10 protein-coding genes are annotated in these 15040 nt (G+C 42.0%); 7 read left to right on the forward strand and 3 right to left on the reverse strand.

Annotated features, from left to right (window positions below):
- Positions 1-31 precede the first annotated feature (31 nt).
- The gene (locus AB9K32_RS09110) at positions 32-928 is read left to right on the forward strand and encodes an outer membrane lipoprotein-sorting protein (RefSeq protein WP_252079066.1); all 897 of its coding nucleotides are present in this window, start codon (positions 32-34) and stop codon (positions 926-928) included.
- A gap of 7 nt (positions 929-935) precedes the next feature.
- On the opposite strand, the gene ppgK is transcribed toward AB9K32_RS09110, so the two are convergent.
- Together ppgK and AB9K32_RS09120 are read right to left on the reverse strand one after the other, a co-directional pair.
- Positions 936-1697: a polyphosphate--glucose phosphotransferase gene (gene ppgK, locus AB9K32_RS09115; RefSeq protein ID WP_252079067.1), complete on the reverse strand. Its 762-nt coding sequence runs from the start codon at positions 1695-1697 to the stop codon at positions 936-938.
- 95 nt (positions 1698-1792) lie between these two features.
- Entirely contained in the window at positions 1793-2476 is a 684-nt protein-coding gene (locus AB9K32_RS09120) for a cell division ATP-binding protein FtsE (protein WP_224835335.1), read from the reverse strand.
- Positions 2477-2623: 147 nt separating this feature from the next.
- On the opposite strand from AB9K32_RS09120, the gene AB9K32_RS09125 reads away from it, so the two are divergent.
- The 4 genes from AB9K32_RS09125 (at position 2624) to AB9K32_RS09140 (ending at position 10270) form a co-directional block, all read left to right on the forward strand.
- Positions 2624-5647, forward strand: a complete 3024-nt coding sequence (locus tag AB9K32_RS09125; RefSeq protein ID WP_369884996.1) for a tetratricopeptide repeat protein — start codon at positions 2624-2626, stop codon at positions 5645-5647.
- Positions 5648-5659: 12 nt separating this feature from the next.
- Positions 5660-7411: a TonB-dependent receptor gene (locus AB9K32_RS09130; protein ID WP_369884997.1), complete on the forward strand. Its 1752-nt coding sequence runs from the start codon at positions 5660-5662 to the stop codon at positions 7409-7411.
- Positions 7412-7558: 147 nt separating this feature from the next.
- A complete protein-coding gene (locus AB9K32_RS09135) occupies positions 7559-8608 on the forward strand; it encodes an OmpA family protein (protein ID WP_369884998.1) in 1050 nt (349 codons plus the stop codon).
- A 42-nt stretch (positions 8609-8650) separates the two neighbouring features.
- A complete protein-coding gene (locus AB9K32_RS09140) occupies positions 8651-10270 on the forward strand; it encodes an amidohydrolase (RefSeq protein WP_338193376.1) in 1620 nt (539 codons plus the stop codon).
- 115 nt (positions 10271-10385) lie between these two features.
- On the opposite strand, the gene AB9K32_RS09145 is transcribed toward AB9K32_RS09140, so the two are convergent.
- Positions 10386-10919, reverse strand: coding sequence for a DUF2911 domain-containing protein (locus AB9K32_RS09145; RefSeq protein ID WP_224835330.1), 534 nt, complete (start codon positions 10917-10919; stop codon positions 10386-10388).
- Positions 10920-11160: 241 nt separating this feature from the next.
- On the opposite strand from AB9K32_RS09145, the gene asnB reads away from it, so the two are divergent.
- Both asnB and gyrB read left to right on the forward strand, forming a co-directional pair.
- Positions 11161-12831, forward strand: a complete 1671-nt coding sequence (gene asnB / locus AB9K32_RS09150) for an asparagine synthase B (protein WP_369884999.1) — start codon at positions 11161-11163, stop codon at positions 12829-12831.
- 254 nt (positions 12832-13085) lie between these two features.
- The gene (gyrB, locus tag AB9K32_RS09155) at positions 13086-15026 is read left to right on the forward strand and encodes a DNA topoisomerase (ATP-hydrolyzing) subunit B (RefSeq protein ID WP_369885000.1); all 1941 of its coding nucleotides are present in this window, start codon (positions 13086-13088) and stop codon (positions 15024-15026) included.
- Positions 15027-15040 lie beyond the last annotated feature (14 nt).

Below are 15040 nucleotides of genomic sequence, written 5' to 3' on the forward strand. Positions count from 1 at the left end.
CTGATTATGATTAAAACCTAAAGAAAATATCATGAACAAGACCATTTTGGCAGCAGCGTCAATTTTATTTGTCGTTTCTTGCAAGGAACAGGTAAAGCAGAATCCCGATTCCGAGATTGAGATCACTACAAAAGAAAAAGTTGAAAATACAGTTGCCGTTCCAGAAAGTTGGATCAACAATAGAGTGAGAAAAGCTGAAGAACGCTTAGCTACTTCAGAAGCAGGTAAAGTAGTTTGGGCTGCTATGAAAGCTCATGGAGGATTGGATACTTGGTATACAAACGGACCATTGGGAATGCGCTTTAAATATCAGCCGTTGGATGGTAAAACCCCGCGTGATAGTTACGAAGTGGTGGATGTTTGGAACAATAGGGTTGTGCACAATAGTATCGAAAATCCTGATGCCAAATTCGGGTTCACAGGAAAAGAAGCCTGGATAAAGGCCGAGGATTCCACAGCATTTAATTACGATGTTAAATTTTGGGCACTTACACCACTTTATTTAATGGGACATCCGTTCGTGGAGGATGGAGAAGGGGTTAATTTGGAATTGCTCCCGGATACCACTTATAAGGGTAAAAAGAACAAGGTGGTAAAAGTAACCTATGATCCTGGCACCGGAGATGCACCGGACGATTATTATATCCTACATTTTGATGCAGAGACCTACCTTCTCACTGCAACACGTTACATTGTTTCGTACCCGGAATATTTTAAGGATGGCGGACATAATCCAGAAAAATTTATGGAAGTCGGGGAATTGGTAAATGTCAATGGTGTATTGCTTCCAAGTGAACTGAAAACACATTGGACAGTAAATGGAAAACCTGGTGAATATATTACCAAAATAGAAATTTCCGAGATGGAGTTCAAATCAGGACTGCCGTCCAACTTTTTTGATGCACCGGATGGGGCAGAAAAATTGTAGTACGTATTTATTGGTGCAAGTGTCCGTGGTGTTGTTCCCTTAAACATGCCACGGCCGCCCCAATAATACCGGCATGGTTCATAAGTTCTGCTTTTACCACTTTTGTTTCAATCTTGATATTGTGACTGAATTCTCCCCATTTTTTGGAAGTTCCACCACCCACAATAATAAGATCCGGTGAAACGATCAGTTCTACATATTTTAAAAATTTATTGAACCGTTTGCTCCATTTCTCATAGCTAAGATCCTCTCGTTCTTTGGCGGAAGCGGCTGCCCAAGATTCTATTTTTTTGTATTTCTTATATGGAATTTGGCCCAATTCAAAATTTGGGATCAAGACCCCATTGTAAAAGGCGCCACTTCCCAGTCCGGTGCCAATGGTGATCATGATCACCAACCCATTTTTTCCTTTTCCCACGCCATAGTTCATGGATGCGTAACCTGCGGCGTCGGCATCGTTAAGTACGGTAAATTCATGATTGGTGTATTCGGTGAAAAGTTCATCAATATTGACACCTACCCAACTTTTATGGAGATTTCCGGGAGACATGCAGACCCCATTTTTAACAATGGAAGGAAAACCACAGCCAACGGGTCCTTCGTAATTGAAGTGCTTCACAATTTTGGCCACTACTTTGGCCATGTCCTCTGGTTTTTTTGATTTTGGAGTTGGGATTCGGAAGCGTTCTGTTAACATTTCCCCAGTTTCGGCGTTCACCAAGGCACCTTTAATGCCCGATCCGCCTATATCAATACCAAGAATTTCCATATAGGAAGCGAAATTTGTTTAGGCAAAGTAACAAAAACTTTCGGTGATCAGGCAAATGTTTTGTAAACGAATGGCTTACAGTGTAATACGTCTTGCTAAATCGCCTTTTGGATTACTTCAAAAACCTTGCTGCCATCGCACTTCAATGTTTTGTGCGGATATTTTAAGATAAGGGCGTAATCGTGGGTAGCCATTATAATGGTACGTCCATTTTGGTTAATATCCTGCAATACCTTCATCACCTCTACGCTGGTCTGAGGGTCAAGGTTGCCCGTGGGCTCGTCTGCCAAAATAAGTTCAGGATCGTTCAAAAGGGCACGGGCAATGGCAATCCGCTGTTGCTCTCCACCCGATAGTTCGTGGGGGAATTTAAAACCTTTGGTTTTCATACCGACCTTGTCCAAGACTTCACCTATTTTGTCATCCATTTTTTTTGGGTCGGTCCAACCGGTGGCCTTAAGAACAAATTTAAGGTTGTTGTTTACATTTCTATCTGGTAGCAATTTAAAATCCTGAAAAACAATGCCCAATTTTCTTCGTAAAAAAGGGATTTCCCTTTCCCGCATAGTTTTTAGGTCGAAATCTACAACATTACCGCTCCCTTGCCTTAAGGGGAGATCGGCATAGAGCGTTTTCATAAAACTACTTTTTCCACTGCCTGTTTTACCGATCACGTAAACGAATTCACCTTTTTTTACCTCCAGGTCTATGTGGTTGAGCACTAGGTTCTCATTTTGGAAAACAGCGGCGTCTTTTAATTTTACTATGGTCTCGGACATAACATCACTTTATGGAATAAAGGTACTAAGTTCTATAATTATTCATCATTATTGTATAACCAAATGTTAGAACTTTTAGGTGTTGACATACTTTGGCCTTAATTTTGACGTTATGAGTAAAGTCAATCGAGAAGAGCGTAGAACACTATGAATCGAAAAAATCTCCTATTAATTCCCATTTTTATGGGAACTTTTTTTGTGCTTTCCGCGCAGGAAACCAAGATCCACACTCACGAGAATAAAGCGTATCAAGATGCCTTGGCGCTCTACAACAATGAGCAGTACCAAGCAGCGCAAAATATTTTTGAGTCTGTCAAAGCCAACACTAAGGATGGGGAAACCGAAGCCAATAGCGCCTATTATGCCGCTAATGCCGCCATTCGACTGAATCAGCGAGGAGCGGATAAAATGATGGAGGATTTTGTGGAACGTTATCCCACGTCCACCAAAAGGAATTCTGCTTTTTTGGATGTGGCCGACTACTATTTTGAAACGGGAAAATACCCCTATGCGTTAAAATGGTACAAAAAAGTGGATGAAAACTCCATGCCCTATTCGGAGCGCGACCGCTTTAACTTCAACAATGGCTACGCATTGTACGCATCCAAGCGCCCGCAAGAAGCAGAACGCTATTTGAACAAAGTGACGACATCTCAAAAATATGGTTCACAGGCCAAATATTATTTGGGGTATATCGCTTACGAGCAAGACGACTACAACTCTGCAAGTGCCCGGTTCGACCAGATTCGGGACCCCGAATTGCTAGATGAAAAGTTGACCTATTATCAGGCCGATTTGAATTTTAAATTGGGCAAGTTTGAAGAAGCCATTGCGTTGGCCAAAAAACAACTGCCCAAATCCAATCGTCAAGAAGTTTCGGAATTGAATAAGATCATTGGCGAAAGCTATTTTAATTTAGAACAATACGCCGAGGCAGTTCCTTATTTGGAGGAATACAAGGGCAAACGTGGCAAATGGAACAATACCGATTTCTATTTGCTCGGATATAGTCATTATAAGCTCGGTGATTATCAAAAAGCAATTCAGCAATTCAATAAAATTATAGGGGGCAGCAATGCTGTTTCCCAAAACGCATATTACCACTTGGCGGAATGTTATTTAAAGTTGGATAAAAAATCCGAGGCATTGAATGCATTTCGAAATGCTTCGCAGATGGAGTTTAGTCCAGAAATTCAAAAAGATGCTTGGTTGAACTATGCTCGCTTGAGCTACGAAATCGGTAATGCTTACGAACCTGTTCCCCAAGTGTTGACCACGTACTTGGAAAAATACCCAAAGGATGAGCATCAAATGGAAATTCAAGAGCTTTTGGTGGATTCCTATATCACCTCCCGAAATTTTGAAGGTGCCATGCAACTTTTGGAGGAGAACCAGAACTATGCTAGCAAGGAAACCTATCAGAAAGTCGCCTACTACCGAGGAGTGGAACTTTTTATTGATGGTAATTACGAAGGGGCTTGGGAAAGATTCGATAAATCACTGAAAAGTGCAGATAACGCAAACTTTGAAGCCCGTGCTTTATATTGGAAAGCGGAATCGGCCTACCGAATGAACCGTTTTGAGGAAGCTTTGGTGGATTTTGTGCGGTTCCAGAACTCGCCAGCAGCCAAATCACTTTCAGAATACGAGCAGTTGGATTATAATTTAGGCTACTCGTACTTCAAACTAAAAGATTACAACAACGCTATATCCTATTTTCAAAACGTAGTGAGCTCCAATGCTATTGATGAGGAAAGAAAGAATGATGGTTATTTGCGCTTGGGCGACAGTTATTTTGTGAACAGTAAATACCAATTGGCGAAAAAGGCTTACGATGCTTCATCAAAGATGAACGGGCCAGAACGTGATTATGCGGCATTCCAAAAGACACTTTGTGATGGATTTTTAGGTAACAATGCTGCAAAAATCGATGGCTTGAACGAATTCTTGAGGATGTTCCCTACATCATCATTACGGGATGATGCCCTGTTTGAATTGGGTAATTCTTACATCAACAATAACCAAGAAAGTTTAGGACTTCAGACTTACGATAGGATTGTGGCCGAATATTCCGGGAGTAAGTTTGCCCCTCGAGGACTGCTCCGATCTGGGCTGGTGTACTACAATTCCAATAGAAACGACCAAGCATTGAGCAAGTTAAAAGAAGTAGTTCAAAAGTACCCGAAAACCCCAGAAGCCAAACAAGCAGTGGCCACAGCTAAATTGGTGTATGTGGACGAAGGTCGAGTAAGCGAATACGCAGCCTGGGCCAGAAGTTTGGATTTTGTTGAAGTAACCGATACCGAGTTAGACAATGCCAGTTTTGAATCCGCAGAGCGAAAACAAATTGAAGGTAAAACCGCAGCAGCAATCCGTGGCTATGAAGATTATTTGAACGAATTCCCTAACGGACTCCATGCGCAAAACGCCAATTTTGCCTTGGCGCAACTCTATTTTGCTAATGGAGAAAAAGATAAGGCCCTGTCAAAATACAAGGCTGTTGCTGATGGAGGCAATGGGGAGTATACCGAGCAGGCCTTGACACGTGTTTGTGAGATTTATGTGGATAAGCAGGATTACAACAGTGCTATCCCTTATTTAAAAAGATTGGAAAACACGGCCGATATTTCAGAGAACAAAACCTTTGCCCAGTCCAATTTGATGAAAGGTTTTTACGGTCAAAAGGATTATGAACAGACCATCGCCTACGCCGAAAAGGTACTTAGCGCCTCCAAAATAGATGATCGTATAAAAAGTGATGCGCAGATCATGATCGCGCGTTCGGCTATTGCAACAGATAACGAAAGTATAGCCAAATCTGCCTACCAAGAAGTTCAGCAAATTGCATCTGGTGAGCTCGCTGCCGAAGCTTGGTACTACGATGCGTATTTTAAAAATAAAGAGGGAAATTTTGAGGCTTCCAACACTTCCGTTCAAAAATTGGCCAAAGATTATGCGGCGTATAAAGAATGGGCGGGAAAAGGATTGGTGGTTATGGTCAAGAACTTCTACAATTTGGGAGATGCCTTCCAGGCCACCTACATTTTGGAAAGCGTTATTTCCAATTTTTCCGAATTTGAGGAAATCGTTTCGGATGCTGAAATTGAACTGGCCACAATCAAGGCCAAGGAGGCCGAGAGCAATTCATCCGTAGACCCCAATCAAAACTAAACGAGACACAGCATGCAAAAGAGAACCTATATATTTTCATTACTTTTTTTGAGCCTTTGTGGGGCCGTTATCGCCCAAGAAGAAGATAACATTGGTACAGAAACGGTAACGGTGGTGAAACCGTATTCCCCTACCGTTTCGGATGCCTTTAAAATTAAATCGTCGCCTAGTTTAAACGATTCCATTGTGCTGCAAAAGAAGAAAATCAATTATAGCATATTTTCGGTGCCCGTAGCATCCACTTTTACACCGGCAAAAGGAAAGGCTTCGGGTGTGGAGAAAACACCACCGCCCACCTTGTACAATTCATATGCCTCGGTGGGATTGGGCAATTATAACAATGCCCTGGTCGATTTTTATACCAGCCGAGAATTTAATCGGGGCGAAGACCTTTTGGATTTTGGTTTGACCCACAATTCATCAAGAGGTGACTTGGATTCCACACCTTTGGATACCGATTTTTACAACACCAAGCTCAACGCTTCCTATGCCAAAAAAGATCGCTATATGGATTGGGGCGCAAGTATTGGCTTGCAACATCAATTATATAACTGGTACGGCATCCAGAGTGAATTGTTCAGCGAAGATGAAATCAATGCAATCGACGAGACGCAAAATTATTTTAATGCCCAGGCCAAGGCCCATTTTAATATGGAGGATTCTCCTTTTAAAAGTGGAAATGTATTGTTGAGGCGTTTTTGGGATGCAACCGAATCAGCGGAGAATCGTGCGGTGATCAACCCAACTTTTGAACTTCCCATAACCGAGGAATTGATTACCGTCGCTGCCAAAGTGGATTATGTTGGGGGCAATTTTAAAAATGGCACCATAACGGAACTCGAGAATACAGGAGAAAAAAAATATAGCCATTTACAGGCTGGTGTAACCCCAAGTCTTTTGATTTTGAGGGATGACCTTACTTTGAACCTGGGGGCCAACATAGTTTATGGTCTGGATTTGGAAAACAGCGAGAACAATTTTTATATCTATCCTGCCGTAACCGCTTCGTATAGATTATTGGAAGAAAATGTAATTGCGTATGGCGGAATAGAAGGAGAGCTAAAGCAAAACTCCTATTACGATTTTGTGAATGAAAATCCGTATGTGTCGCCAACGTTGGACATTATGCCCACCGACCAGCAATACGAAGGGTATTTGGGACTTAAGGGCCAGCTAACCTCCAATATCGGTTATAATCTTAAAGGATCCTACATGGCGGAAAATAGAAAGCCGCTTTTTTATCAAAATACAGTCAATACTTCCAGAATGGATGAAAAGAGCTATTACTACGGTAATTCTTTTCAGGTTTTTTATGATGATGTAAAAACATTGGGAGTTTTTGGTGAAATAAATGTAGATGTAAATCGAAATTTTTCTTTAGGGGTAAACGCAGAATTCTACGATTACGATACGGAAACGGATAATCCGGCCTGGAACTTACCATCGATAAAAGGATCCCTGTTTTTGGACTACCAGATCACCGACCAATGGTATATGGGCGCCAATCTGTTCTTTGTGGGCGAGAGAGATGCTTTGACCTCAATTGCACTAACCGATAATGTGCCACCGACCATTTCCTATTCGCCAATTACCTTGGATTCGTTTTTTGATGCCAATGCGCACCTTGGCTATCGTTTCAATGATCAGCTCTCCATCTTTTTAAAAGCTTCGAATATAGCAAATAACAATTACCAACGATGGGCCAATTTTAGAGTGCAGGGATTCCAAGCGTTGGCAGGGGTCTCCTATAAGTTTGATTTCTAATTTGTAGGATTTTACGCAATAAATTATTGAAAATACCGTTCATTATTTTCGGTCAACTTGTTGATGTACCCATAGTTGACCTTTCTTATTTTGAGGAAAATAATGCAGCCAAGACCAATATTTAAAAGACTTCTATGCCTTTTTTTGATGAATTCCTTCTTTGGAATTGGTCAAAATTTGGTTCATAATGGAGGTTTCGAAGAATATTCTTCCTGTCCTGTTAAAATGAGTAATCTAAATAGGGATGCTGCTTACTGGAGCGCTCCGACCTTGGGAACAACCGATTATTTTAATCAATGTAGTAGAACCAAGTTGGGTGTTCCCATGAACTTTAAAGGTAAACAAGAGCCTTATGAGGGTGCAGCATATGCCGGACTCTACTTGTTTGCTCCAAAGGATTATCGCGAATATATTCAAGTGCCGTTGACCGAAACCCTGCAAAAAGGTAGTCGGTACAGGTTGACCTTATTTTTGAGCCTATCCGAAAAATCGGATGGTGCTGTTATGGATATGGGCGCCGTTTTATCCGATAGACCCTTATCTATTTATACCAAAAAAGAACTGTCTCAAAGTCAATTGATCTCCACTTCCGCACAAACTACCCATATCAAACAATTTCCAGTATCAAATTATTATCAGGATAAACAAAAGTGGATGGAGTTAAGTTTTGATTTGGTAGCCAAAGGATTTGAGAATCATTTGATCCTGGGAAATTTTAAAAGTAACGCAGGTACCGCATATATCGATAGCAAAGACCCTTCAAATAATAAGGAAGGTTATGCCTATTACTATTTGGACGATATTTCTTTGGTCTATTTAGGACCGGAATACAAGACCAACGAAGTGTACGTTTTAAATCATGTAAATTTTAATTTTGATAGGTTCGACTTGCAACCCAAGGCAAAACAGAGTCTCCGGGATGTTTATAATTACTTGCAGCAAAACCCGGATTTAAAAGTAGCTATCAGTGGCCATACGGATGATCTGGGTTCCTCAGAATATAACAATGTGCTCAGTCGCGAAAGGGCAAGTTCGGTCGCCAATTACCTTATAACTTTAGGGTTGCACAAAAACCGGATTTCCTATCAAGGATATGGTGACAGTAAACCATTGGATACTACTTTGACCGAAGAAGCACGGAGGAAAAATAGAAGAGTAGAGTTTGTTATGACAGAGTTCGAGGATGACAATCCCTAAAATTTCAATCACTTTTTCTATTTTTGGAAGAAACCATCCAAAATGAAAAAGTACGTTTTACTGCTCTCCACATTGTTCATTATTTCTTGCCATACCAAGGAACAAGTGGACCTAATTGTATCCAATGCCAATATTTATACGGTAGATGAGGATTTTTCCAAAGCGACCGGCATTGCGATAAAAGACGGAAAGTTTGTAGAAGTCGGGGATACGGACGAAATCAACAAAAAATATACTGCCCAAAACAGTTTTGATGCCCAAGGTAAAACCATAGTTCCGGGACTTATAGATGCACACTGCCATTTTTACGGATTGGGGCAAAATCAACAAGTGGTCGATTTGGTCGGCACGGAAAGTTATGAAGAGGTGATGGAAAGGGTGGTGGCCTTCCAAAAGGAACGCCCATCCAATTTTATTCGTGGTAGAGGTTGGGATCAAAACGATTGGGAGGTCAAAGAGTTTCCCACTAAAGATAAACTGGATGAATTGTTTCCGGACACGCCCGTGGCATTGGAGCGCGTGGATGGTCATGCCTATTTGGTCAATCAAAAAGCCTTGGATATGGCCGGAATTACTGCTGAAACAAAAACTGAAGGTGGGGAAATTGTAAAGGAAAATGGTAAAATCACCGGTGTATTGGTGGACAATCCCATGGGATTGATAGATCAAGTGATTCCCAAAGCAAGTTTGGCACAAAATATACAGGCGCTTAAGGATGCAGAAGCTATTTCTTTGGATTATGGCCTCACTACCGTGAACGATGCAGGTCTTCCGAGGGAGATAGTTGAGTTGATCGATAGCCTACAGCAAGCAGGTGAATTATCCATTAGGGTATATGCAATGATCTCCAATTATCCAGAAAATTTGGATTACTTTTTGGAAAAGGGAATCATCAAAACCAATCAATTAAATGTACGTTCCGTAAAGGTATATGGCGATGGGGCCCTTGGTTCGCGAGGTGCGGCCCTAAGAGATCATTATTCCGATAAGCCTGGCCATTTTGGTGCTATGGTAACACCTGTGGACCAAATAGAAGCACTGGCTCATCGCATTGCGGAAACCGATTATCAGATGAACACCCATGCAATTGGCGATTCTGCCAATATTGTGGTGCTAAGGGCCTACGAAAAAGCACTAAAAGGTAGAACGGACCGCAGATGGAAAGTGGAACACGCGCAGGTAATTTCGCCATCCGATTTTAACTATTTTGAAAAAGGAATCATTCCATCCGTACAGCCAACACATGCCACAAGTGATATGTATTGGGCAGAAGATCGTTTAGGCAAAGAACGGATAAAAGGAGCTTACGCATATAAAGACCTGTTGAACAAAGCAGGACTGGTTGCCTTGGGAACCGATTTCCCAGTGGAGCAGGTAAATCCGTTCTTAACCTTTTATGCGGCGGTCGCCCGCCAGGATGTAGCACAATACCCCGAAGGTGGTTTTCAGATGGAAAATGCCTTGAGCAGAGAGGAAACTTTAAAGGGGATGACCATTTGGGCGGCCTATTCCAATTTTGAGGAAGAAGAAAAAGGGAGTATTGAAGCGGGAAAATTTGCAGACTTTGTGGTTCTGAGCGATGATATTATGACAATCCCATCCGAAGATATTCCCAATATAACTGCAGAACATGTGTTCTTGGGTGGTGTTCAGAAGAAATAACGCCCCCTTTGTTGATTTAAACTAAGTGAAGAAACCAATCTATAATAGGTTGTAGCAAAAGAACAATAAAAAAGCCCCTTATTAAGGGGCTTCGTATTTTTAGAACGATCATGTATTAATAGCTGATCGGCAAAGAGACTCTGGTAGTTCCCCATCCCATAACCATATTTCCATCGTCGTCAAAAGCAACGGAGAAGGCTTCCAATTCTTCGCTATCCGAAGAAACTGCAGCAGTGGCACGTACCACATCACCGTCACTATCATAAGAATAAGCGCCCCATTGGTGTAGGTTGCTGTTCAAGATAACGGTCCATTCGCTATCACCCGGAATAGTGAACAATGCATAAGAACCTGCCTTAATCGTTTTGCCGCCAATAGTGGCATCTTTGTAAAAAGTTATTTCCGTAGCTTCATTGGCTCCGGTTCTCCAAACTTTTCCGGCAGGGGCCAATTCGGCCATGCTACGTCCCTTCAATTGTGGACGACTGTAAATAATGCGCGCAGATTTATCATTTTCTCTAGAGCTTGCTGGATAATAGGCAATATCCGCAGGACTTTTGTCAAGTCCACTAAACTTTTGGGCCACGGCATCCGTAGAAAACACTAAACTGGCACAAAACATCAATACTAATACTGTTAAATTCTTCATGATTGCGATTTAATTTCCGTTTTTCAGGAGTTGATTAATAGTTTTTTCAAATATACAGACGGGAAAATTAAGCGACCTTACAAAGCATTGGATAAAAATGATTTAAAAGCGCATATTATTTCAATATGAAACAGTAAGATGATTTAAAATTATAAAATATAATTAAATATCTAATAATAGTTTTATTGAATAATAATAAAGTTCATATTTGTTTTAAAATTGTTATTAAATATAATAAATTATGTGTGGTATTGTTTGCGCATTTGATGTGAAGGAAAGTACGGAAGTACTAAGGCCCCAACTATTGGAAATGTCTAAAAAAGTGAGACATAGAGGGCCGGATTGGAGTGGTATTTATGCCGATGATAAGGCAATTTTGGCCCATGAGCGATTGGCTATTGTTGATCCGGCTTCGGGAAAGCAGCCGTTGATCAGTGCCGATGGTAAATTGGTATTGGCAGCCAATGGCGAAATTTATAATCATCAGGAATTAAGAAAACGGTTCGAGGGGAAATATGAGTTCCGTACACAATCCGATTGTGAGGTTATTTTGGCCCTATATCGGGAAAAGGGAGTCGATTTTGTTGATGAAATGAACGGTATATTTGGTTTTGCCATATACGACTCGGAAAAAGACGAGTATTTCATCGCCCGCGACCATATGGGAATTATTCCGTTGTACATAGGTTGGGACAAAAACGGAACGTTCTACGTGGCTTCCGAGTTGAAAGCTTTGGAAGGCACTTGTTCCAAAATCCAACTTTTTCCCCCTGGTCACTATATGCACAGTTCTAACGGTGAATTTGTACGCTGGTACAAACGGGATTGGATGGAATATGATGCAGTTAAGGAAAACGAGACCAGCATTGCAAAAATCAAAGATGCATTGGAAGCTGCGGTACACCGTCAATTAATGTCCGATGTGCCTTATGGCGTACTATTGTCCGGTGGATTGGATTCATCGGTAACATCGGCCATTGCAAAAAAATATTCCCAAAAAAGAATCGAGTCCGGGGACACGGCGGATGCTTGGTGGCCACAATTGCACTCTTTTTCGGTAGGCTTGGAGGGTTCTCCTGATTTGGCGGCGGCCCAAAAGGTGGCCGACCATATTGGAACGGTCCATCACGAGATCAAATTTACCATCCAAGAAGGGCTGGATGCCATAAAGGACGTTGTTTATAACCTCGAAACATACGATATTACAACCATAAGAGCTTCGACTCCAATGTATTTAATGGCCAGGGTGATCAAATCCATGGGAATTAAAATGGTCCTTTCGGGTGAAGGAGCGGACGAATTGTTCGGCGGATATTTATACTTCCATAAGGCCCCTAGTCCAAAGGATTTTCATGAAGAAACAGTAAGAAAACTGGACAAGCTTCACATGTACGACTGCCTTAGGGCCAATAAATCCTTGGCGGCCTGGGGCATTGAGGGGCGTGTGCCCTTTTTGGACAAAGAGTTTATGGATGTGGCCATGAGCATAAACCCAAAAGATAAAATGATCAACGGCGAACGCATGGAGAAATGGGTGGTGCGCAAAGCATTTGAGGATTATTTGCCCGAAAGCGTGGCCTGGAGGCAAAAAGAACAATTTTCCGATGGAGTCGGGTACAGCTGGATAGATACCTTAAAAGCTTTAGTGGAAGAGGAGATTTCGGATGAGCAACTAAAAAATGCCCATTTTAAGTTTCCAATTCAGACCCCTACATCCAAAGAAGAGTATTATTACCGTTCAATTTTTGAAAGTCATTTCCCTTCCGATGCGGCGGCTATGAGCGTGCCGCAAGAACCATCAGTGGCATGCAGTACCAAAATTGCCCTGGAGTGGGACGAGGCATTCAAGAACATGAACGATCCATCGGGAAGAGCTGTGGCTAAGGTTCATACCGATGCATATGTGAAATAACCCCTGTTTAAACCAACCAAACGATATGAAGCAGTTAATCTAACATGTTTCATTTTTTAATTAGTCAGAAGGCCCCTTTCCCGAGGGGCTTTTTAGTTGTTCGGACCATGTTGGGGTACAAGCAATAAAAAGAGGCTGTTTTCCACACACTTTGTTGATAACTTAGGGGCTTGAGAGGGGTGTTTTTGGCCATTTCCACAGGGTATTGTTTATATTTGTAAGATTTGAATTTTTGAGGCAAATACTGAATATATATGAGCGAAGAAGCTAACAAGAAACAATACTCCGCGGATAGTATCCAGGCCCTGGAGGGGATGGAGCACGTACGTATGAGACCTTCCATGTATATTGGAGATGTTGGGGTCAGAGGATTGCACCATTTGGTTTATGAGGTGGTGGACAACTCCATTGATGAAGCCATGGCGGGCCATTGTGATACGATAGATGTAATTATTAACGAAGACAACTCTATCACTACCCAGGATAACGGAAGGGGTATCCCCGTGGACCTGCACAAAAAAGAAGGTGTTTCCGCTTTGGAGGTAGTAATGACGAAGATCGGGGCAGGGGGTAAATTCGATAAGGACTCCTATAAAGTTTCCGGTGGATTGCACGGAGTGGGTGTGTCTTGTGTGAACGCTCTATCGTCCCATTTAAAGGCCACTGTTTACCGAGATGGAAAAATTTGGGAGCAGGAATACGAAAGAGGAAAAACGTTGTACCCTGTAAAAAGTGTTGGCGAAAGCAATGAGACTGGTACCATAGTAACCTTTGTTCCGGACAATACCATATTCACCCAAACCACAGAATATAGTTATGAGACCCTTGCCAATAGGATGAGGGAACTCGCATACCTGAATAAAGGAGTGACCATAACGCTAACCGACAAGCGCAATAAGGACGAAAAAGGAGAATTCGTTTCCGAAACTTTCCATTCCGAGGAAGGCCTCAAGGAATTTATCAAGTTTTTGGACGGTACTCGAGAGCCCTTGATCCAAAAGGTAATCTCCATGGAAGGAGAGAAGAACGGAATTCCGGTGGAAGTAGCAATGATCTATAATACGGGATACACCGAAAACCTTCATTCCTATGTAAACAATATCAATACCCATGAAGGAGGAACACATCTTTCAGGTTTTAGAAGAGGTTTAACATCGACCCTTAAAAAGTATGCCGATAATTCCGGCATGCTGGATAAGGTGAAATTTGAAATCTCTGGTGATGATTTCCGCGAAGGACTGACGGCGATCGTTTCGGTGAAAGTGGCAGAACCGCAATTCGAAGGGCAGACAAAGACTAAATTGGGTAACCGAGAGGTTACCAGTGCAGTGAGTCAGGCCGTATCCGAAATGCTGACCGATTATTTGGAGGAAAACCCGGATGATGCCAAACAAATCGTTGAAAAAGTAAAACTTGCTGCACAGGCCAGACATGCCGCGGCAAAGGCCAGAGAAATGGTACAGCGCAAGAACCCTATGAGTGTAGGAGGGTTGCCAGGGAAACTATCCGACTGTTCGGAGCAAGATCCTACCAAGTGCGAAGTGTTTTTGGTAGAGGGGGATTCTGCAGGTGGAACAGCCAAACAAGGTAGGGATAGAAACTTCCAGGCCATTCTCCCATTGAGAGGTAAAATCCTGAATGTGGAAAAAGCCATGCAGCACAAGGTTTTTGAAAACGAGGAAATAAAGAATATTTATACTGCTTTGGGAGTTACCATCGGAACCGAAGAAGATAGTAAGGCCCTCAATTTGGATAAACTGCGATATCATAAAGTGGTGATCATGTGTGATGCGGATGTCGATGGTAGCCATATTGAAACCCTGATTTTAACTTTCTTCTTCCGATATATGAGGGAGTTGATCGAGGGTGGCCATGTCTACATCGCAACACCACCTCTATATTTGGTAAAAAAAGGATCTAAAAAACGTTACGCATGGAATGATAAGGAGCGTGATCAGATCAATGCAGAAATGGGAGGGGGAGCAGGTATCCAGCGATATAAAGGTCTTGGTGAGATGAACGCCGAGCAACTTTGGGACACCACAATGAACCCGGAATTCAGAACCTTACGTCAAGTTAGTATTGACAATGCAACAGAGTCCGATCGTATATTCTCAATGCTAATGGGTGACGAAGTGCCACCGAGACGTGAATTTATTGAGAAAAATGCCGTCTATGCGAATATAGATGTATAGAATTCAGGCATTTC

The sequence above is a fragment of the Allomuricauda sp. XS_ASV26 genome, assembly GCF_041224615.1.
In the GTDB taxonomy this organism is placed as follows: Bacteria; Bacteroidota; Bacteroidia; order Flavobacteriales; family Flavobacteriaceae; genus Flagellimonas; species Flagellimonas alginolytica.

Coding starts and splice junctions, on each gene's coding strand:
- AB9K32_RS09110 (WP_252079066.1), top strand. CDS start 32: ATGAACAAGACCATTTTGGCAGCAGCGTCAATTTTATTTGTCGTTTCT.
- ppgK (WP_252079067.1), bottom strand. CDS start 1,697: ATGGAAATTCTTGGTATTGATATAGGCGGATCGGGCATTAAAGGTGCC.
- AB9K32_RS09120 (WP_224835335.1), bottom strand. CDS start 2,476: ATGTCCGAGACCATAGTAAAATTAAAAGACGCCGCTGTTTTCCAAAAT.
- AB9K32_RS09125 (WP_369884996.1), top strand. CDS start 2,624: ATGAATCGAAAAAATCTCCTATTAATTCCCATTTTTATGGGAACTTTT.
- AB9K32_RS09130 (WP_369884997.1), top strand. CDS start 5,660: ATGCAAAAGAGAACCTATATATTTTCATTACTTTTTTTGAGCCTTTGT.
- AB9K32_RS09135 (WP_369884998.1), top strand. CDS start 7,559: ATGAATTCCTTCTTTGGAATTGGTCAAAATTTGGTTCATAATGGAGGT.
- AB9K32_RS09140 (WP_338193376.1), top strand. CDS start 8,651: ATGAAAAAGTACGTTTTACTGCTCTCCACATTGTTCATTATTTCTTGC.
- AB9K32_RS09145 (WP_224835330.1), bottom strand. CDS start 10,919: ATGAAGAATTTAACAGTATTAGTATTGATGTTTTGTGCCAGTTTAGTG.
- asnB (WP_369884999.1), top strand. CDS start 11,161: ATGTGTGGTATTGTTTGCGCATTTGATGTGAAGGAAAGTACGGAAGTA.
- gyrB (WP_369885000.1), top strand. CDS start 13,086: ATGAGCGAAGAAGCTAACAAGAAACAATACTCCGCGGATAGTATCCAG.